The organism is Micromonospora sp. NPDC048986 (genome assembly GCF_040649335.1).
GTDB lineage: Bacteria > Actinomycetota > Actinomycetes > Mycobacteriales > Micromonosporaceae > Micromonospora > Micromonospora alfalfae.
On record NZ_JBEZFJ010000002.1, the window covers coordinates 157,711 to 176,510 of the forward strand.

Below are 18,800 nucleotides of genomic sequence, written 5' to 3' on the forward strand. Positions count from 1 at the left end.
CGACCACTCGTCGACCGGCTCTGGGCCTGGACGAGTAGCCGCTCAGGCCGCCGTGGCGTCGACCCGGGTGAGCCGTCGATGCCGGCTCGGGCTCATGCCGTGCACACGTTTGAAGGCCGCGCTGAAGCCGAACGCGTCCGCGTACCCGAGGTGACGTGCCACGGCGGCGACAGTCGCGCTCGATTCGGACAGCATGTCGGCGGCCATTGTCATGCGCCAGTCGGTCAGGTAGCTGAGCGGCGGTTCGCCCACCAACGCGGTGAACCGTTTGGCCAGCGTCGACCGGGAGACTCCGGCCTGCGCGGCCAGGCTGGCCAGGGTCCACTGGCGACCGGGAGCGTCGTGCATGGCGCGCAGCACCGGGCCGACTGTGTCGTCGCTGAGCGCGCGGTACCAGCCGGGGGCCTCGGCCTCCGGTTGGTCGAACCAGTCCCGCACAGTGCACACCAGCAACCAGTCCAGCAGGCGGTCCAGCACCACCTGTCGTCCGGGCCGCCCCGCGTCGAGTTGGGCGTCCAGGTAGTCGCGCAGCGCCGCGCAGTCCTGGTCCTCGGGCACCACGAGCACCGGCGGCAGCGCCCCCAGCAACCGCTGGGGGACCCGACCCCGGACGTGGTACACCCCGACCAGCAGCACGAGACTGTCGGTGTGGTCCGCGCCCACCGGGTCGACCGGGCCGGTCTGGCCGCGCCGGACGTCGCGCAGTTCCCCGGGCTCGAAGCTCGAGCGGGGCTCGGCGGCGAAGACGAACGGCGCCGGCCCGCGCACTGTGGCCGCCTCGCCGACCCGGACCAGGCGAGGCTTGTCGCTCTCCGGGTGGGAGATCCAGCCCTCGCCCCGCATCGGGACGCAGAGCGTCAGCGGGGCGCCGTCGGTGAACCGCAGCGCCGACGGCGGCGTCAGCACCGACCGGCCGAAGGCCGCGCCGTTGGCGTGCAGACCGCGCAGCAGATTGTCGAACGGGTCCATGGCACCGACGATAGAGCGCGGAGGATGGACCGCGGACGATCGGACATGCCCGGTGTACGACAGGACATGTCCCGCCCTCGACCGGGCGCGTTGACTGGTGGTCATGACGACGCACGCATCTTCGACACTCGTGATGGCAGGCACCGGCAAGACCGGTCGTCGGCTGGTCCAGACGCTGCGGGCCGCGGGTCGGCCCGCCCGGGCCGCCTCTCGCTCCGGTGAGGTGCGCTTCGACTGGTCGCGGCGGGACACCTGGCAGCCGGCCCTGGCGGGGGTCTCCGCGGTCTATCTGCTCGCTCCGGAGGACCCGGCGCTGGCCAGCGACTTCGTGGCCCAGGCTGTCGACTCGGGTGTCGGCCGGATCGTGGCGCTCTCCGGCCGGGGGATCGACCGGGTCGCTGACTTCTCCCCCGGCATGCTCGCCGCGGAGGAGGCGGTGCGCACATCCGGCATCGAGTGGACGATCATCCGGCCGAACAACTTCAGTCAGAACTTCAGCGAGGACCTGTTCCGCCAACCGCTGCTCGACGGTCGGCTGGCCCTGCCGATGGGCGCCACGCCGGAGCCGTTCGTCGACGCCCAGGATGTCGCCGACGTGGCCGCGACGCTGCTCACGTCGCCCGGTCACCACGAACAGGTGTACGGCCTGTCCGGTCCTCGTGCGCTCACCTTCGCGGCGGCGGTGGCGACGGTCGCCCGGGTGACCGGCCGGTCGATCCGCTACGAGGAGCTCACCCCGGAGCAGTACCACGCGCAGTTGCTCGCCGAGGGTTATCCGGCGGAGGCGGCGGCGGCGCTGAACGCCCTGTTCGCCGGGATGCGGGCTGGTCATCTCGCCGAACCGACCGACGGGGTACGGCGAGTTCTCGGACGGGAACCGCTCGACTTCGACACCTACGCCGCTCAGGCCGCGGCGGCCGGCGCCTGGTCGTAGTCCGGGCCTGCGGGTGGCAGAAGGCGCGGCGTGAGAGCCGCGTAACAGGTGATCTGCCCGCATTCCGCGCGTACCCCGACGTACCGTGAGATCGTGCCGACGAGAGAGACACTCACCAAGGCCGACCTCGCCGAACTTCGCCGCTCGGCGCTCGGGAACGCCGATCCGCTCGGTGTCGCCGCCGACGTGGCGGAGGCCGCCGAGCAGGGCCGGCTGGAGGACCCGGACGACGCCGGGGACGCGTTCACGCTGGCCGCCGAGATCGCCGAGATCCGGGCCAGGCCCGAGGCCGCGCTGCGCTACGCGGAGCAGGCGCTGGCGGCGTACCCGTCCAGTGATGACCCTCGGGCCGGGTTCGCCCGCGCGCTGCGGGCCCGCGCGCTGTTTCGGGCCGGCGGCCACGACGACGAGGCGATGGCGGAGTTGACGGCGTTGCGCCCGTTGCTGCTCGTGCAGCCCGACGCCCCCGCCTACGTCAGTGCCGCGCTGGATGCCGGTGGGCGTTCGGCGACCGCCGAGACGTGGCTGAGCGAGGCGGTCGACACCGTGCTCGAAGGTGCGACCGCCTCGGCCGGGCCGGCCAGCACCGCTGTCGACCCGGTGGTCGAGCTCGGTCCGCCGGACGCGCCGGGTGTCGCCTTCTTCCTGCTGCAACAACGGCATCGGGTACGCCGCAATCTGAACCTGCCGCACGACCGGCAGGACGACCTGGCGGACCGGCTGGAGACCCAGCTCGTGCGTCGGGCCGGGGAGCGTCGGGACGCCGAGTCGGATCTGCTCTTCTGGCCGCGGGCCGAGTTCGATCGACTGCTCGCCGAGCACCCTGCCCTCACCCAGGTGTACGGGCCGGACTGGGACGCGCACCGGGGCCGGCTGGAGACGGAGTTGGTTCGGCTGAGGGAAGCAGGTCAGGCCGGGTTGGGCGTGTTCGGCGCGACAGTGGCCGGGTTGACCGCGTTCGCCGGTCGACGTGGCGGCGATCCGGCCGACGCGGCGGTCCGGGCCGGCTACGCGGCCGAGGTGTCGGCACGGCCCAGCGCACGGATCGCCTGGCCGCCGGAGCGCAACGACGCCTGCTGGTGCGGTTCGGGCCTCAAGTACAAGAAGGACTGCCTGCCGCGTTCGCGGAGCTGACCTCGACGGACACCACGCCGCGGCGGCCGACCTGGCCGGGAGTAGTGTCCCCTGACGGCTTGATGTTGGTAGCCGTTAGGAGAGCCCCTGTGCTGGTCATCGCGCATCTCAGTGACACCCACCTCGACAGCCACCCCCGGTCGGCCGAGCGGACCGCCCGGGTCATGGACTACCTGCACGGCCTGCCACGGCCTGTCGACGCGATCCTGATCACCGGGGACATCGCCGACCACGGCGAGGTGGCCGAGTACGAGACCGCCGCGAAGCTCTTCGACTCTCCGTTGCCGGTGATGCTCTGCCCCGGCAACCACGATGTGCGTGACGCGTACCGCAAGGGTCTGCTCGGTGACGAGGGCGGCGGCACCGGCCCGATCAACGCCCGCCACGACGTGGCCGGGGCGGTCTTCCTCCTCGCCGACTCGTCGGTGCCCGGTGCGGACGACGGTCACCTGGACGAGGAGACGATGGCCTGGCTCGCCGACGAGCTGGGTTCGGTGCCGGCCGGGACGCCGACGTTCGTCGCCCTGCATCACCCGCCGGTGGTGCTGCACCACCCGGTCATCGACCCGATGCGGCTGCTGCCGGCCGACCCCCTGGCCGAGCTCGTCGCCGCCCACCCGCAGGTCGTCGCCGTGCTGACGGGACATTTCCACACCGCCGCCGCGAGCACCTTCGCGGGCCGTCCACTGCGGATCGCCCCGGGTGTGGTCTCCACACTGCGGATGCCCTGGGAGGGTGAGGGCCCATTGGCCACCCAGACCCAACCACCCGGTGTCGCGTTCCACGTGTACGACGACGCCGGGCTGTTCACCACCCACTACCGGGTGGTGGTCTGAGCATGCACGGGGTCGCGGTGCTCGGCTTCCTGCTCGCCGTCGCGCCGATCACCGCCACGCCGGGCGCGAGCCTGACCCTGGTCATCTCGCGGGTGGCCGCCGGCGGGCGGCGGCAGGGCTGGTGGGTGATCCTGGGTACGGTGACCGGGCTCTACGTGCACGCCACGCTGGCCGCCGTCGGCCTGGCCGCGCTGGTGCTCCGCTCGTCGCAGGCGTTCTGGGTGGTCAAGCTGGTCGGGGCCGGTTATCTGGTCGGGCTCGGGCTCTGGATGCTCTGGTCCGCGTCGCGCCGCCGCACGGAAGCGGAACGGCGACCGACGGTTTCCGCCCGAAGGCTGCCCTGGCGCGTGGACCACCCGTACCTGCAAGGGTTGCTCGGCAACGTGCTGAACCCCAAGGCCGCCGCCATCTACCTCACGTTGGCACCGCAGTTCCTCGAACCGGGCCGACCGGTGCTGATGCCGATGGTGCTGCTCGCCACGGCGCACGCCGCGCTGCACACCTGTTGGCTCGCCGGCTGGACCGTCGTCTCCGGCGCCGCCGCCCGGTTGCTCCGCACCGCATCGGTGCGACGAATGCTCGATCGACTGACCGGCGTGATCCTGGTTGGCCTCGGCGTACGTGCGGCGGCGACCTGAGGCCGCATTGCGGTGCGACAGGTGAGTGATCGACGGGGATGACACGCCCGCGTGGTACCGATAGCGTCCCGGTGAACGATCAACGTCCAGGCTGATGTCCCCGGAGGAGACGCCGATATTCGAGGAGTTCATGGGCATCCCGGCCCACCCTCTGCTGCTGCACGCCGCTGTCGTGTTCGTGCCGCTGCTGGCTCTGCTGACTGTCGGTTACGCGTTCGTACCGCCGATCCGGCCGCACACCCGGTGGGTGCTGGGGCTGCTGGCGGTGGGTGCGCCGGTCGCCGCCCTGCTGACGAAGCTCTCCGGCGACGCCTTCCTCGAGCGGATGCGCGCCGCCAACCGGGTCACCCCCGAGTTCCTGCCGAAGCTGGAGGCGCACCAGGAGTTCGGTGACATCACGCTCTACGCCAGCATCGGGTTGGGGGTGGTGGCCCTGGCACTGGTCCGACTCGTTCCGCCGCGTCCCGCCGCGGCTGCGCGCCCCCGACTGCTGACCCCGGCGTTGCAGGTGTTGTCGCTGGTGGCCGCGGCCGTCACCGTGTATTACGTGTTCCGTACGGGCGACTCCGGGGCGAAGGCGGTCTGGGAGGGCCAGTGACGGTCCGGCACCTGGTGGTGCGACCCGGCCGGAGCCGGGTCGCACCACGGTGTCGACGGTCAGCCGGCGTGGTACGCCCGGATGATGGTCTGCTCGATTCCGCTACCACCCTTGGCGGCGGCCTTCACCCGCAACGACACGGGTTGCCCGGCGGCGGCCGTGGGCAGCGCGACCCGGTAGCTGTCGCCGCTGCCGGTGACCCGGGCCGACTTCCAGGTGGCCCCGTCGTCGGTCGAGGTCCAGACCTGGAACGACGTCACCTTCTGCGCCTTGATGCCGCGCATCTGCCGGACGGCCAGTTCCGCCGTTCCGCCGGTGGCGTGGTTGTTGGTGTCCATCGGCAGCGCGTAGTCCACAGCGAGCAGCGGCAGCGGCACGCTGCCGGTGCCCTCCGGCCCGGCCGACCGGAACGTCCACGACGTGTTGACCCTGGTGGAGATCGGCAGGATCAGGCTCGTGTCGACGTCGAGGGTCAGCCGGTAGTCGGCCACCTGCTGCGGCACTGTGAAGTCAGCGAGCGGGCGGTCCCGCTCCTCGACCAGTTTCCCGTTGCGGTACAACGACAGCTTGCGGTTCACGCCGATCGAGGCGCCCTGGAGGCAGTCGGCCCGCTGGTGCTGGTCGGTCAGCGACACCAGGTCGATGTGCAGGTTGCCCCGGGTCCGTGACGGCGCGGTGGCGCAGCTGTGGTCGACGCCGGCCGGGTCGTCGTACCAGCCGGAGTGCAAGGGCTGCCGGGCCCAGACCTTGGTCTGCCGACTGCCCGGCTGGTAGGTGTGGGGGGCCTCCTGAGCGGACAGGCCGCCGTAGACACCCTCGTCGGCCCAGCGGTAGCCGGCCGAGAGGTAGTCGGTGCGGTACGGCGGCAGGTTCCCCTCGTGGGTCTGCGTCACCGGCACCCCGTCCGCGGTGAAGCCGCTGCGGATCAGTTGGGTGACCATCCCCTCCGAGTCCACCTGGTGGAAGCGCTCCTCGATCCGGGCGAGCTTGGCCTGCTCGGCCTTGTTCACCCGGAAGGCGGGGTCGGCCGGCACGCCGCCCGCGTACTCGTGCACGAGGTTGTAGCGGTACGGGTTGGTGGTGCCGGCCGGCGAGTCCAGGTTGACAGCAGCCCAGGTGCGCCGGGAGCCGACGGTGGGCGTGGGCAGCGCTGTGGTGCGGACCGTCGTTCTGGCCCCGTACCCGCTGATCTGGTGCCACCAGGACAGGCCGTTCGGCGCGGTCTGCACGTTGGTGAGGTCGGTCCGGGTGGGCGTGGTGGGCACGCCGTCGACAGTCGCCGTCACCGGCTTGGCCCGCGCCGGGTCGAGCGTCACGCTCCGGGCGCCGCGCACGTCCAGGTCGGCCTCGGCGGCGAGCGTCGTCTCCAGCACGTCGCTGTCGACGTAGTAGGCGACGGACGAGCCGAGGATCGCGTACCGGCCGGCCGGCACCCGCAGCGTGAAGGTGTCTCCGGGCGCGCCACCCGCGCCGCCGTAGTAGATCACCGGGTCGGTGAGGTTGGTGACCATCAGGTTGATCCAGCTCTCCGCGCCGTCCTTCAGGCCCGGCATTGGTTTCGTCTGGATCGTCAGGTCGTAGCTGGGCTGCTCGACGTAGAAGCTCACCGGGGTCGTCGCGACCAGCCTGCGGCCGGAACGGGCGGTGACGGTGGCCAGGTAGAAGCCCGGTCGGGCGGCCAGCGCCGCGCGGTTGACCCGCAGGGTCGCCGAGGCGGTGGTGCCGTGCTTGAGCGTCAGCCGGCTCGCCGACAGCGACGCCGCGCCGCGCGGCACCGGCTGGCCGTCGTGGTTGACGATCGACACGTCGAGGTCGAGAACGGCCGTCGACTCACCGGTCCAGCTCAGCTTCGTCTCGCTGGTCCCGGACTGCGGGTGGGCGAAGGTGCCGAGGTTGACCACCGGCTGGTTGCTGGTGGGGCCGCCGAGGGCCCGGGCCGCGTTGAGCCGGCCGGCGCCGACGGCGTACGGGTCGATGCCGGTGAGCGGGTCGCTGGCGCCGACGAGGGCGGCCTTGAGTCGCTCACCGGTCCAGTCCGGGTGGCGCTGGACGAGCAGCGCGGCGGCGCCGGCCACGTGCGGGCTCGCCATCGACGTGCCACTGATCGCCTCGTAGTACCTGTCGATCGGGTCCTGGAGGTTGGTGCCGGCGGCCCGGGCGGCGACGATGTCGACGCCTGGCGCGACCAGTTCCGGCTTGGCCACGTTGCTGGTGACCAGCGGCCCGCGGCTGGAGAAGTCGGCGAGCTTGTCGTCGCGGTCGACAGCGCCGACGGTCAGCGCGCTGGCCGCCGAGCCCGGTGAGGAGATGGCGCCGCCGCTGTTGCCGGCGGCGATGACGAAGAGCGCGCCGGTGGACGTGCTCAGCGCGTCGACGGCGAGCGACAGCGGGTCGCTGCCGTCGTCCGGGTCGCTGCCGCCGAGGCTCATGTTGATGACGTCGGCCCGGGTGGCGGCCCACTCCATCGCGGCGATGATGCCGGAGTCGTCGCCGTAGCCGTGGTCGTCGAGAACCTTGCCGATCACCAGCTTGGCGTCCGGCGCCACGCCGCGACGCTGGCCGTGGGCGGCAGCGCCGGTGCCGGCGATTGTCGACGCGACGTGCGTACCGTGGCCGTTGTGGTCGACGGCGTCACCGCCCTCGACGGTGAAGTCGGCCCGCTCGGCGACCCGGCCGACCAGGTCCGGGTGGGTGAAGTCCGCGCCGGTGTCGAGCACGGCGACCCGGACGCCCCTGCCGGTGTAGCCGGCCTTCCAGGCGTCCGGCGCGGCGATCTGGCCCAGGTTGCGGTCCAGGCCGGCCGGTCGTCCGCCGTCGGTCAGGGCGGTGGCCCGGACCTTGCGGTCGAGCCAGACCTTCTTCGCGCCGGCGAGCAGCGAGTTGGTCGCGAGCTTCGCCGTGGTCGGGCTCTTCTTGGGTACGCGGCCGGCGACCGCACCGATGCTGGGCAGCGACAGCACGTCACCGAGCGCGGCCACCCGGGCGGACGCGGTGGCGGGTTGCACGATCAGCGGCAGCTCGGTGGAGTTGTCGTCGTCGTAGCCGTCGGCGATCAGCGTGGTGACGTCGAACAGGTCGGGGTCCAGAACCGGGCCGATCTGGGACGCGACGCGGGCGGGGATGACGTGCAGGTGGCCATCGGGGCCGCAGCTCTGGTGGATCACCGCGTTGTCGTCCGCCGGCCGAATTGTGGCCTGGGGGCAGCCCGGTCCGGTGTCCCGTACGGTCACCACGTCCCCGGTCAGCAGGGTGACGGTGCGCGTCTTCGGATCGGCAGTGGCCGCGGGTGCGCCGGTCTGACCGATGTCGCTGGGTCCGGCCGTGGCAGCGCCGCCCGGTAGGGCGGTCAGCGTCGTGGCCGTGACGGCGACGGCCAACAGCCATCGCGTTTTCCTGAGCATGTCGCTCCTCGTCTAATGTGGACGAAAACCGCCTCTTCGGGCGACTTCCCGCAAGATCATATGCAGGAATGCGTGATCTTCGAGGCCCTTGATGAGGAGTTTTCAGCCGCGTAACAGTGGGAGCACCCGCCGGCCGAGCAGGTCGATGCCGCCGTGCGGCGTCAACCCGTGCGGGGTACCGAACTCCACCCGGCTCGCCCCGGCGTCGAACACCGCCGCGGCCTGCCCCGCGACGTGCTCGGGCGTGCCGGAGAAGGCGAACAGATCAAGCAGGTCGTCGCCGATCAGCGCACCGGCGAGGTCGTCCTCCCGGCGGCCGACGTGCCGCTGGATCCGGGCCAGCAACTCCGGGTCCACCTCGATCGTCGGGTCGAGGGCGGCGACCACCGCCAGGTACATGGCCACCTCCCGGCGCGCCACCCGACGTGCCATCGCACCGTCCTCGTCGACGACTGTGACAGCGCCGAGCACGACACCAGTGCCGTTCCGGCCCGCGACCGCAGCGTCGTCCAGCCAGGCGCGCATCATCCGGGCCATCGCCGGGTTGGCCGACCCGCCGACCTTGACCTCGCCGGCGAAGCCGGCCGCTGCCCGGGCGGTCTGCCGCCCCCAGGTGCCGACGAGGACCGGCACGTCGGCACGGGCCGGCGTGTACCGCAGCGACGTGCCCGGCGCGACTGTGAACTCCCGACCCTGGAAACCGCTGTCGTCGCCGGCGAGCAGCAGCCGTACGACGGCGACCGTCTCGACGATGCGCCGGATCGGACGGACCTGCGGCACACCGACCTCGTTGAGCCAGGTGCCCCGGGCCAGGCCCAGGTAGGCCCGACCCCGCGAGGCCAGGTCCAGTGCGGCCACCTGACCGGCGACCTCCACCGGGTGCATGGTGAACGGGTTGAGGCAGGCCGCGCCCAGGCGGATCCGCCGGGTGTGCCGGGCCGCCACCAACAGCGGGAAGATCGGCGGTTGGTACATCAGGTCACCGAAGACCGACAGCACGTCGAAGCCGTGCCGCTCGGTCAGTTCGGCCAGTTCCGCGTACTCGTCGGCGGACTTGTCGGACTGTAGGCCGATGCCGACCAGCCCAGCGCTCACGTCAACTCCTCGGTGGGGATGCGCTGAAGGCCGGTCCGTTCGATGCGCATGATGAGCCGCTCGTCCGGGTCCGGACAGGCGACGTGGCTGTCCCGGGCCATCCAGTCGCCCTCGGCCAGCGCCCGCTGCTTCGCCGGCAGCAACGGCAGGCACGCCGCCAGGGCGTACAGGCAGAAGTGCCCCCCGGCCGGGATGGTGAGCCGGTTGGAGCCGGTCAGGTCGATGTGGTCGCCCGGTTTCAGACCGCACACCGAGCGACCCTCGATCCGCTCCACCACGACCCGCAGGTCGTACAGATCGGTGGTGGGTTCCTCGGCGCTCATCGCACGGCCTCCGCGTGGTGGTGCACGATGCGCCAGGAGCCATCCTCGCGGCGCAGCACGTCGGTCACCCGGAAACACTCGTCCGGGCGGGCGTCGGCGAAACGGGCCCGCAGCACGTAGCGGACCAGACCCGTGTCGCCCCAGGCATCGGCGCGCAGGTCCTCCGGCGCCACCGAGATCGGCGCCGACCCCGTCGCCCGGGTCGCCCGCCGGTCCCGCAGGTCGTCGAGCGCGGGCAGGCCGGACAGCAGGCCGTCCGAATCAGACTCCCAGAACGTCAGGTTGGGGTGCAGGTGCGCGTCGAAGGCGGGCCGGTCGCCGAGGGACCGGTACAGGTCGGTGATGGTGGTGCGGAGCTCATCGCTCATCGGCTGTCACTTCCGATCGGGTACGGCGGTGCCGGGGGCAGGGCAGGTCGGCCAGACGGGCGCGCAGCGGATCCAGTCCCATGGGTCCGAGCGCCAACGCGGTGTGGTGGAAGCGTTTCCGGTCGAAGGCGGCGCCCTCGCGGCGCTCGGCGTCCCGGCGGGCCTGCTGCCACAGCCGCGCGCCGACCTTGAAGGCCAGGGCCTGCGCCGGCCAGCCGAGATACCTGTCGACCTCGAAACGGGCGGTCTCGGCGTCCAGGCCGACAACGCGGGTGAGGACGTCCACCGCGAGCGCTGGCGTCCACCGGCGCTCCTCGGTGAACCCGTTACCGGCCGGGATCGGCAGCCCGAGGTGCAGGCCCAGGTCGATGACCACCCTGGCGGCCCGCCACAGCTGACCGTCGAGCATGCCGAGCCGCTCGGCCGGGCCGGCGTACAGGCCGATCTCGTCGGCGAGGCGCTCGGCGTAGTGCGCCCACCCCTCGGCGTACCCGTGCACCTGGCACAGGGTGCGCTGCCACGGGTGCAGGGCGGCGGTGGTGAGGGTGACGGCGTGCTGGAGGTGGTGGCCGGGCAGCCCTTCGTGGCAGAGCGTGCCGACGTGCCGCCACACCGGCACCGTCGACTCGCCGGTGGGCACCGACCACCAGATCGCGCCGGGACGCGTCAACGCCGGGTCGGGCGGCGTGTAGTACATGACCCCGGACGTGGCGGGGCTGATCCGGCACAACACCTGGCGGGTGGCGGACGGGATGTCGAAGTGGGTGCCGTCGAGGGCCCGGGTCAGCTGTTCGGTGCGCTGGCGCAGCCACTCCTCCAGGGCAGGCCCGGCCGTCACCCGAGCGGCCGGGTCGGCGTCCAGGGCCGTCCGCGCGGCAGTCACCCGCGAGTGGCCCAGCTCGCCCGCGACGGTCCGCAGCTCGGCGGCGGTGCGGTCCAACTCCGCCCAGCCGTACTCGTACACCTCGTTCAGGTCGACTGTCGCGCCGAGGAAGCTGCGGGCGGTGACCCGGTACAGGTCGCCGCCGACACCGTCCACGGCGGACGCCGCGGGTGCCAGCTCGGTGCGGAGGAACGCCGCGAAACCGGCGGTGGCGGCGCTCGCCAGCCGCGCGCCCCGGTGCAGCCGAGCGGCGAGCGGGCCGCCGGGACAGCCGTCGACCAACCGCCCGTAGAAGTCGGCGGTGGTCCAGGAGGTGCACTGGTCGGCGACCACCAGCACCTGGCGGCGGGCGACCAGTTGTCCTTGCTGTGCCGACCGGCGCAGCGTCGCGGCGTACCGGTCCAGGGCGTCGGGCACCTGGTGCAGGTGGTCGGCCACCACCGCCCAGTCGTCCTCGGTGTGCCGGGGCAGATTGTCGAAGAGCTGCCGGAGCAGGTGCACCGGCGTGGCCAGCGGGGCGAGCAGTCGGGTGGTGAACCCCGCGTCGTACAGGTCGACCTCACTGGCCAGCCGGTCGAGCAGGGCATCGGCCAGGGACCGCTCGCCCGGGTCGTGGGTGGTCGCCGCCGCCGCGGCCGTCGCGGTGCGCCGGGCCAACTCCGCACGGGCGTCGAAGCCGTCCGGCGAGAGGTCCGGGACGTGCGATCGAGGGGTACGCCCCACCGCCTCGGCCGCCTGCGGGTCCAGCTCGGCGAGCGCGTCGAGGTACCCGTCGGCGACCTGCGTGATGCTGCTCATCGCGGCACGCCGAGCCGGCCGTGGTCGTCGCGGTACGCCACCCCGCCCTTCATCACCGCGTGCAGGGTGCGCAACGCGGAGACCGAGCGGGTCGGGTCGTCGCGCAGCACCAGCAGGTCGGCATGCTTGCCGACCTCGACGGCGCCGAGGGTGTCGGCACGTCCCAGCCACTGGGCGGGGCGGGTGGTGGCGGCCTTGAGCGCGTCAGCGACGGGCATCCCCGCGTCCACCATGAACTCCAGCTCGCGGATGGTCGCCGTGGTCTCGTCGTAGCCGGCGTGCGGGGGCATGTCGCTGCCCAGCGCGATCGGCACGCCGTTGCGGATGGCGTGCTGAAGGCTCTCCCAGTGCCGGGGCCCGGCCGCGAGGGCCCGGTCCATCAGCCAACCGGGCACCCCGGAATCGCGGAAGAACTGCTCGCAGCGGCTCACCACTATCGTCGGCACGTACCAGACACCCCGCTCGGCCATCAGTCGGGTGACGTCGTCGGTCAGCTCGTACCCGTGCTCGACACAGTCGAGGCCCAGCTCGACGGCGCGGCGGACCGAGTCGGCCGGGCCGGCGTGCGCGGTGACCTTGCGCCCCCAGTCGTGCGCGACGCGGATGACAGCGGCCATCTCGTCGTCGAGCAACTGCGGGGTGTCGATCGCCTCGTGCTGGCCCGCGATCCCACCGGAGATGCAGACCTTGATCAGGTCGGCGCCGGCGCGGAGCTGTTCGCGGGTGGCCCGCCGGAACCCGTCCGCGCCGTCGGCCTCCAGGGCGTCGGCGTCCCAGCCGTGCCCACCGGTGCAGCAGAGCGCGTGCCCGGCGGTGAAGATGCGCGGGCCGTCGACAGCGCCGGCCTCGATCCCCCTGCGCAGGGCGAAGTCCGCGTACCGGCTCTCCCCGACGAGGCGGGCGGTGGTGACACCGGAGTGCAGGGTGCGCCGGGCCGAGTCGGCCATCAGCAGCACCAACTCGGCCAGGTTCGCGCCGTGCACAGTGTCGGCGAGGTGGCCGGGCAACCCCAGCGAGAGGTGGACGTGCATGTTTGTCAGACCCGGCATGACGTGCTCGCCGCCCAGGTCGACCACCCGGGCCGCGCCGGCCTCGGCGAGGACGTCGTCGACCTGACCGACGGCACGGATCATCCCGTCGGCGTCGATCCAGATGCCGCGATCGGGCTGGAGGGCGTCCTGGACACCGTCGTAGAGGGCGAGGTTGACCAGTACCTGTTCGGTGGGCATGCGCATGGGTGTCCTCAGAGTGAGCGCGCGACGGTCGGGGCCGTTGCGGAGTCGGTGAGCCAGCAGGCGACGCTGCGGTCGCCCAGGTCGACTGTGGGGGGCTGCTCCCCGCAGGGGGCGAACGCGTGCGGGCAGCGTGGCCGGAAACGGCACCCGGTGGGCGCGTTGGCCGGGTCGGGCACCTCCCCGGCGAGGATGGCGGGCAGGCGCGGGGTGGGCCCGATCTGCGGCACCGCGTCGATCAACGCCCGGGTGTACGGGTGTCGGGGCTCGCGCCACAGCTCGCGGGTGGGTGCGGCCTCGACGATCCGGCCCAGGTACATCACGGCTGTCACGTCGGCGATCTCGTGCACCAGCGCCAGGTCGTGGGAGATGAAGAGCATGCCCATGTCCAGGTCGCGGACCAGCCCGACGAGCAGGTTGACCACCTGCGCCTGGGACGAGGCGTCCAGCGCGGTGACCGGCTCGTCCGCGATGATCATCCGGGGTTCCGGGGCGAGCGCGCGGGCGATCGCCAGACGCTGCCGCTGACCGCCGGAGAACTGGTGCGGATACCGCTGGGCGGCGCTGGTCGGCATGGCCACCCGTTCGAGCAGCTCATGTACCCGGGCCCGGCGGGCCGACCCGGTGACCGCGGCCGGCACGCCGTCGAGGAGTTGGGAGCCGATGGTGCGCCGGGGGTTCAGCGAGGCGTACGGATTCTGGAAGACCATCTGAAGGCCGACCTCGGCACCGGATCGGGGCCGCCAGCCCAGCGGGGTGACCGGTCGGCCGGCGTACTCGACGGTGCCGGCGCTCGGTGCGCTGAGCCCGACCGCGACGCGGGCCAGTGTGGATTTGCCGCACCCGGACTCGCCGACCAGCCCGACGATCTGGCCGGGTGACACCTCCAGGCTGACCCCGGCGACGGCCCGTACCCGCCCACGTCCTCGGGAGCGGTACTCGACCTCGACGTCGGTGAAGGACAGTCGCGCGGAGGTGTTCACGCGGCCACCTCCAGGTGCGGACGGACCACGCAGGCCACCGACCGGTCGACGCCGGCGGGGGTGAGCGGGGGCGGGGCCTCGCCGCAGGACGGTTCGGCGTACCCGCATCGGGGTTGGAACGGGCAGCCCGGCGGCGCCTCACCGGGTGCCGGCGGCGCGCCCGGGATGGGCCGCAACGTCCCGCCGGTCTGGGTGCCGTGCGGTCGGGCGCCGAGCAGCGCGGCCGTGTACGGGTGGGTGGGGGCGGTGAGCAGCGCGCCGGTCGGACCGGTCTCGACGACCCGCCCGGCGTAGAAGATGTAGCCACGGGTGGTCAGGGCGCTGAGCACCCCGAGGTCGTGGGTGATGAACGCGACGGCCAGCCCGGTCTCGGCGCGCAGCCGTTCCAGCAGGGCGAGGATGCCGGCCTGCACTGTGACGTCGAGGGCGGTCGTCGGCTCGTCGGCGATCAGCAGTCGGGGCCGGGCGGCCAGCGCGATGGCGATGGCCACCCGCTGCCGCATCCCGCCGGAGAACTGGTGCGGGTAGGCGCGCAGCGCCCGCTCCGGGTCCGGGATGCGCACCTGGTCGAGCAGTTCCACAGCGCGGCGGCCGGCGGCGCGACGGTCCATCCGCAGGTGCACCCGCATGTGCTCGGTGAGCTGCCGCCCGACGGTGAGCATCGGGTGCAGGGCCGCGCTCGGGTCCTGGAAGACCATGGCGATGCCGGCGCCACGGACCCGCTGCCAGCCCCGGGCGTCCAGGCCCAGCAGGTCGGTGTCGGCGTACCGGGCCGAGCCGGTGACCGCCGCCCCCGGGGGCAGCAGCCCGAGCAGGGTCTGCGCGGTGAGGCTCTTGCCGCAGCCACTCTCCCCCGCGATGCCGACCAGTTCACCTTCGTCGACTGTCAACGACACGTCGTGCAGGATCGGCAGCGGGCCACGCGGTGAGGGCAGGGTGACGGCCAGGGATTCGACGTCGAGTAGCGGTGCCACCTCAGCGTCCCTTCGTGTAGCGGGGGTCGAGCCGGTCGCGCAGCGCGTCGCCGAGCACGTTGAAGGCCATCACCACGGTGAGGATGGCGAGGCCGGGAAAGACGCTCACCCACCACATCGACAGGTCCTGCGCGCCGAGGGCCACCATCGAGCCCCACTCGGCGGCCGGCGGGCGGGGGCCCAGGCCGAGAAACGACAGGGCGGCGAGCAGCAGCACCGCGTTGCCCAACTCCAGGGTGGCCAGCACTATCGCCGGGCCGATGCTGTTGGGCAGCACGTCGCGGCGCAACGCCCGGATCGGCCCGACCCCGAGCAGGCGGGCGGCGTTGAGGTAGTCGTCGCCGCGCATGCTCAGCACCGCGCTGCGGATCACCCGGGCGTAGACCGGCCAGGAGACGATGACCAGGGCCAGCACGGCGTTGCGGGTGTTCGGGCCGAACGCCGCAGTCACCGCCATGGCCAGGATGATCTGCGGGAACGCGAACACCAGGTCGGTCAGGCGCATCAGCGCCTCGTCGACGAACCGGCCGACGTACCCGGCGACCAGCCCGAGCAGCCCGCCGACCAGCAGGGCCAGCGAGACGATGGCCAGGGCCAGCGGAATGGACAGGCGGGCGCCGTGGACGACCCGGCTGAAGATGTCGCGCCCGAGCGAGTCGGTGCCGAACCAGTGCGCCCCGGAGGGCGACGCGTACGTGTCGGCGCTCTGCGCCAACGGGTCGTACGGTGCGAGAACGTCGGCGAGCAACGCCAGCAGCAACCATCCACCGAGGATCGTCAACGCCACCACAGTGATCGGCTGACGCCAGACCGGTCGGCTGGTCGAGCCACCGCGCAGTCGGCCGAGCCAGCGGCGTCGGCCCAGGGCCCGCTCCGCCTTCGGGTCTGCAAGTGTGGTCATGACAACCGGATCCTCGGATCGATGAGCCCGTACAGCAGGTCGACGGTCAGGTTGACCAGCGTGTAGACCAGCGCCACGAACAGGCTGACGCCGAGGATCGCGGGCAGGTCCAGCGCCGTGGCGCTGCGGTAGGCGTACTGGCCGACGCCGGGCCAGCCGAAGATGCTCTCGACAAGCACCGTCCCGGAGAGCAGCGAGGCGAACGCCAGGCCGGAGACGGTGACCACTGGGACGAGGCCGGCGCGCAGCAGGTGCCGGCGCAGCACCACCCGGGTCGGCAGGCCCTTGGCGTACGCGGCCCGGATGTAGTCCTGCTGGAGCACCTCGAGCATCGCCGAGCGGACGAAGCGGACCAGCATCGCCACCGTCAACGAGGTCAGCACCAGCACCGGCAGGGACAGGTGCTGGGCGGCGTCCCAGGCGACGTCCCACTGCCCGGCGAGCGCCCCGTCGAGCGTGTACATGCCGGTGACGGTGGGCGGCGGACTGAAGTCCGTGGAGAGTCGCCCGCCGCTGGGGGCCAGGCCGAGCTGGTAGAAGAAGACGTAGAGCACGACCAGGGACAGCCAGAACGGTGGGGTGGAGAGCCCGAGCAGGGCGCCGACCCGGACCAGTTGGTCGGTGAGCCGGCCGTTGCGGACCGCCGCGAGCATGCCGACCCCGGTGCCGATGAGCAGCGCCAGCACCATGCTCGGGAGGGCCAGTTCCAGGGTCGCCGGCACGTAGTGCAGCAGGTCGTCCAGGACGGCCCGTCCGGTCTGCTGGGAGTGACCCAGGTCGCCGTGCAGCAGGTTGCCCAGGTAGTGCAGGTACTGGGCCCAGAGCGGCTGGTCCAGGCCCCACTTCTCGCGGAACGCGGCCACCGCGGCGGGGTCGTTGAGCGCCTGGTCGGAGAGGTTGGCGGTGACCGGGTCACCGGGGACCACGTTGACCAGACCGAACGTCACCACAGTGACGCCGAGCAGCAGGCCGGCGGTGACCGCCACCCGTTTGGCCAGGAAGGTCAGCAGCGGGTGGGCGACCCGGGGCCGGGACGCGGTCGTGGCGACCGCGCCCGGCTTACCGTCGTTGACTGTCGTCATGTCGTCGGGACTACTTGCGGCCGACCGCTGCGACGTCCACCTGCCAACCGGCGGCGGTGTAGTCCGCCCCGGTCAGGTCCGTGGTCGCCACGACGATGGAGGAGTTGCTGGCCAGCACGAGGTACGGCGAGGACGCGTTCATCAGCCGCTGCCACTCCTGGATGGCGGTGGCCCGACCGGCCAGGTCGAGGGTCGCGGTGACCTTCCTGCCGGCGGCCACCACAGCCGGGTCGGCCCGCTCGACGGTCCAGCCGGAGCGCAGCGCCGTCGCCTGGCCCGGTGCCATGTTGTTGATCAGTGAGTCGGCGACCGGGTAGTTCAGGCTCTGCGGGGTGAATCCGAGCGGCGACTTCCCGCCGCGCATCTCGTCGAGGAACGTGGTCAGCGGCTGCGGGTTGAGTTCCAGCTTGATGCCGGCCTCGGCGGCGTCGCCCTGCACCTTGGTGGCCACCGTGCCGAGGTCCACGCCCTTGTAGGTGATGGCCGGGTAGGTGAACTTCACCGTCGGGTTGGTCAGGCCGGCCTCGGTGAGCAGGGCCTTGGCCTTGGCCACGTCCCGCTTGGACTCCTCGCCGGCCGGCAGCGCGCCCGGGAAGGCGGGTGCGACCAGCCCGGCGCCGGGGGCGGCGCCCTTGCCGTACAGGGCGGCGATTCCCTGGTAGTCGATGGCGGCGCGCAGGGCCTGGTTGAACTTCGGGTTCGAGGTGACCGCCGAGACGCCCGGGTCGGCGTTGAGGAACAGGAAGTAGACGGTGTCCTGCACGCCGGAGGTCTGCAGGCTGCCCGGCAGTCCGTCGAGGAGCTTGCCGGAGATGTCCAGGGAGATCTCGGCCGCCTCGGCACGCTGCATGGTCAGTTTCTGGGTCTGCACGTCCATGTTGCGCAGCACCACCCGGGAGAACTGCGGCTTCGTGCCCCAGTACTTCGGGTTGGCCTCCAACACCACCTGCGACGAGGGGTCGTAGGACTTCAGCACGTACGGGCCGCTGCCGACGGAGTTGGTGTCCAGGTACTGCTGCGCGGTGTCGCCCTGGGCGGCGTCGGCGCCGTCACGGGCCCCGTGCTCCTTGGCGGCAGTGGAGTTGAGCACCGCTGTCGACGGCATCGACAGCACCACCGGGATGTTCGGGTCCGGGGTGGCCGAGGCGACCACGACGGTGCTGTCGTCGGTCTTGGTCACGGTCAGGCCGCTGACTGTGACAGCGGGGCTGCCCTTGATGTTCTTCAGCCGGTTGAGCGAGAAGACGACGTCGTCGGCGGTGAGCGGGCTGCCGTCGGCGAACGTCACGCCCTGCCGGAGCTTGAAGGTGAACGTCTTGGCGTCCGGCGACGCCTGGTACGACTCGGCCAGCGCGGGGACCGGCTTACTCACGTCCGAACCCTTGAAGGTGAGCAGGGTGTCGTAGAGGGCGTGCACGGCGGTCAGACCGGTGGCCTCGTAGACCCGGCCGGGGTCGAGGGTCTTGAGCACGAACGAGGTGTTCACGGTGAGGGTCTTGGCCGTACCGTTCGCGTTTCCACCACTGCCGCCGGCGCTACAGGCGCTGACGGAGAGGACGGCCAGCGTCGCCAGAGCGGACGCTCCGGCGAGGAGCCGGCGGGGAGACACCGACATGCTGTTCCTACCTTCGTATCGCGCGGCCCGTTGTGC

The 18,800-nt window shown here is 72.2% G+C and carries 17 protein-coding genes; 5 read left to right on the forward strand and 12 right to left on the reverse strand.

The features are described 5' to 3' along the window. Positions 1-42: 42 nt before the first annotated feature. A complete protein-coding gene (locus AB0B94_RS05785; protein WP_357268750.1) occupies positions 43-969 on the reverse strand; it encodes an AraC family transcriptional regulator in 927 nt (308 codons plus the stop codon). A 103-nt stretch (positions 970-1,072) separates the two neighbouring features. On the opposite strand from AB0B94_RS05785, the gene AB0B94_RS05790 reads away from it, so the two are divergent. The 5 genes from AB0B94_RS05790 to AB0B94_RS05810 all read left to right on the forward strand — a co-directional run bounded on the left by AB0B94_RS05790 (position 1,073) and on the right by AB0B94_RS05810 (position 5,109). Continuing rightward, entirely contained in the window at positions 1,073-1,903 is an 831-nt protein-coding gene (locus AB0B94_RS05790; protein WP_357268753.1) for an NAD(P)H-binding protein, read from the forward strand. A gap of 93 nt (positions 1,904-1,996) precedes the next feature. Then, positions 1,997-3,037: an SEC-C metal-binding domain-containing protein gene (locus AB0B94_RS05795; protein ID WP_357268756.1), complete on the forward strand. Its 1,041-nt coding sequence runs from the start codon at positions 1,997-1,999 to the stop codon at positions 3,035-3,037. A gap of 89 nt (positions 3,038-3,126) precedes the next feature. Then, positions 3,127-3,873, forward strand: coding sequence for a metallophosphoesterase (locus AB0B94_RS05800; protein WP_357268759.1), 747 nt, complete (start codon positions 3,127-3,129; stop codon positions 3,871-3,873). A 2-nt stretch (positions 3,874-3,875) separates the two neighbouring features. Next, positions 3,876-4,511: a LysE family translocator gene (locus tag AB0B94_RS05805; protein ID WP_357268762.1), complete on the forward strand. Its 636-nt coding sequence runs from the start codon at positions 3,876-3,878 to the stop codon at positions 4,509-4,511. A 94-nt stretch (positions 4,512-4,605) separates the two neighbouring features. Then, positions 4,606-5,109: a DUF2231 domain-containing protein gene (locus tag AB0B94_RS05810; RefSeq protein ID WP_357268765.1), complete on the forward strand. Its 504-nt coding sequence runs from the start codon at positions 4,606-4,608 to the stop codon at positions 5,107-5,109. Positions 5,110-5,168: 59 nt separating this feature from the next. Here the strand turns inward: AB0B94_RS05810 and AB0B94_RS05815 are convergent, their stop codons facing one another. The 11 genes from AB0B94_RS05815 to AB0B94_RS05865 all read right to left on the reverse strand — a co-directional run bounded on the left by AB0B94_RS05815 (position 5,169) and on the right by AB0B94_RS05865 (position 18,764). Beyond that, positions 5,169-8,510, reverse strand: a complete 3,342-nt coding sequence (locus AB0B94_RS05815) for a S8 family peptidase (protein WP_357268768.1) — start codon at positions 8,508-8,510, stop codon at positions 5,169-5,171. Positions 8,511-8,612: 102 nt separating this feature from the next. Continuing rightward, complete coding sequence (locus AB0B94_RS05820; RefSeq protein ID WP_357268771.1) at positions 8,613-9,605, reverse strand: LLM class flavin-dependent oxidoreductase; 993 nt, start codon at positions 9,603-9,605, stop codon at positions 8,613-8,615. Continuing rightward, positions 9,602-9,928 (reverse strand): TIGR04076 family protein, encoded by a 327-nt coding sequence (locus AB0B94_RS05825; protein ID WP_357268774.1) that lies wholly within the window; start codon positions 9,926-9,928, stop codon positions 9,602-9,604. The genes AB0B94_RS05820 and AB0B94_RS05825 overlap by 4 nt, the downstream gene beginning before the upstream one ends. Beyond that, a complete protein-coding gene (locus tag AB0B94_RS05830; protein ID WP_357268777.1) occupies positions 9,925-10,296 on the reverse strand; it encodes a nuclear transport factor 2 family protein in 372 nt (123 codons plus the stop codon). The genes AB0B94_RS05825 and AB0B94_RS05830 overlap by 4 nt, the downstream gene beginning before the upstream one ends. Further along, positions 10,286-11,977, reverse strand: coding sequence for a DUF885 domain-containing protein (locus AB0B94_RS05835; protein WP_357268781.1), 1,692 nt, complete (start codon positions 11,975-11,977; stop codon positions 10,286-10,288). The genes AB0B94_RS05830 and AB0B94_RS05835 overlap by 11 nt, the downstream gene beginning before the upstream one ends. Further along, positions 11,974-13,206, reverse strand: a complete 1,233-nt coding sequence (locus AB0B94_RS05840; RefSeq protein ID WP_357268784.1) for an amidohydrolase family protein — start codon at positions 13,204-13,206, stop codon at positions 11,974-11,976. Before AB0B94_RS05840 ends, AB0B94_RS05835 begins: the two co-directional genes overlap by 4 nt. A gap of 14 nt (positions 13,207-13,220) precedes the next feature. Beyond that, the gene (locus tag AB0B94_RS05845) at positions 13,221-14,192 is read right to left on the reverse strand and encodes an ABC transporter ATP-binding protein (protein ID WP_357268788.1); all 972 of its coding nucleotides are present in this window, start codon (positions 14,190-14,192) and stop codon (positions 13,221-13,223) included. After that, positions 14,189-15,166 carry an ABC transporter ATP-binding protein gene (locus AB0B94_RS05850; protein WP_357268791.1) on the reverse strand — a complete coding sequence of 326 codons (978 nt, stop codon included), beginning with the start codon at positions 15,164-15,166 and terminating at the stop codon, positions 14,189-14,191. The genes AB0B94_RS05845 and AB0B94_RS05850 overlap by 4 nt, the downstream gene beginning before the upstream one ends. Before the next feature lies 1 nt (position 15,167). Continuing rightward, entirely contained in the window at positions 15,168-16,067 is a 900-nt protein-coding gene (locus AB0B94_RS05855) for an ABC transporter permease (protein ID WP_357268794.1), read from the reverse strand. Beyond that, positions 16,064-17,149 (reverse strand): ABC transporter permease, encoded by a 1,086-nt coding sequence (locus AB0B94_RS05860; protein WP_357268797.1) that lies wholly within the window; start codon positions 17,147-17,149, stop codon positions 16,064-16,066. Before AB0B94_RS05860 ends, AB0B94_RS05855 begins: the two co-directional genes overlap by 4 nt. 10 nt (positions 17,150-17,159) lie before the next feature. After that, the gene (locus AB0B94_RS05865) at positions 17,160-18,764 is read right to left on the reverse strand and encodes an ABC transporter substrate-binding protein (protein WP_357268800.1); all 1,605 of its coding nucleotides are present in this window, start codon (positions 18,762-18,764) and stop codon (positions 17,160-17,162) included. Positions 18,765-18,800 lie beyond the last annotated feature (36 nt).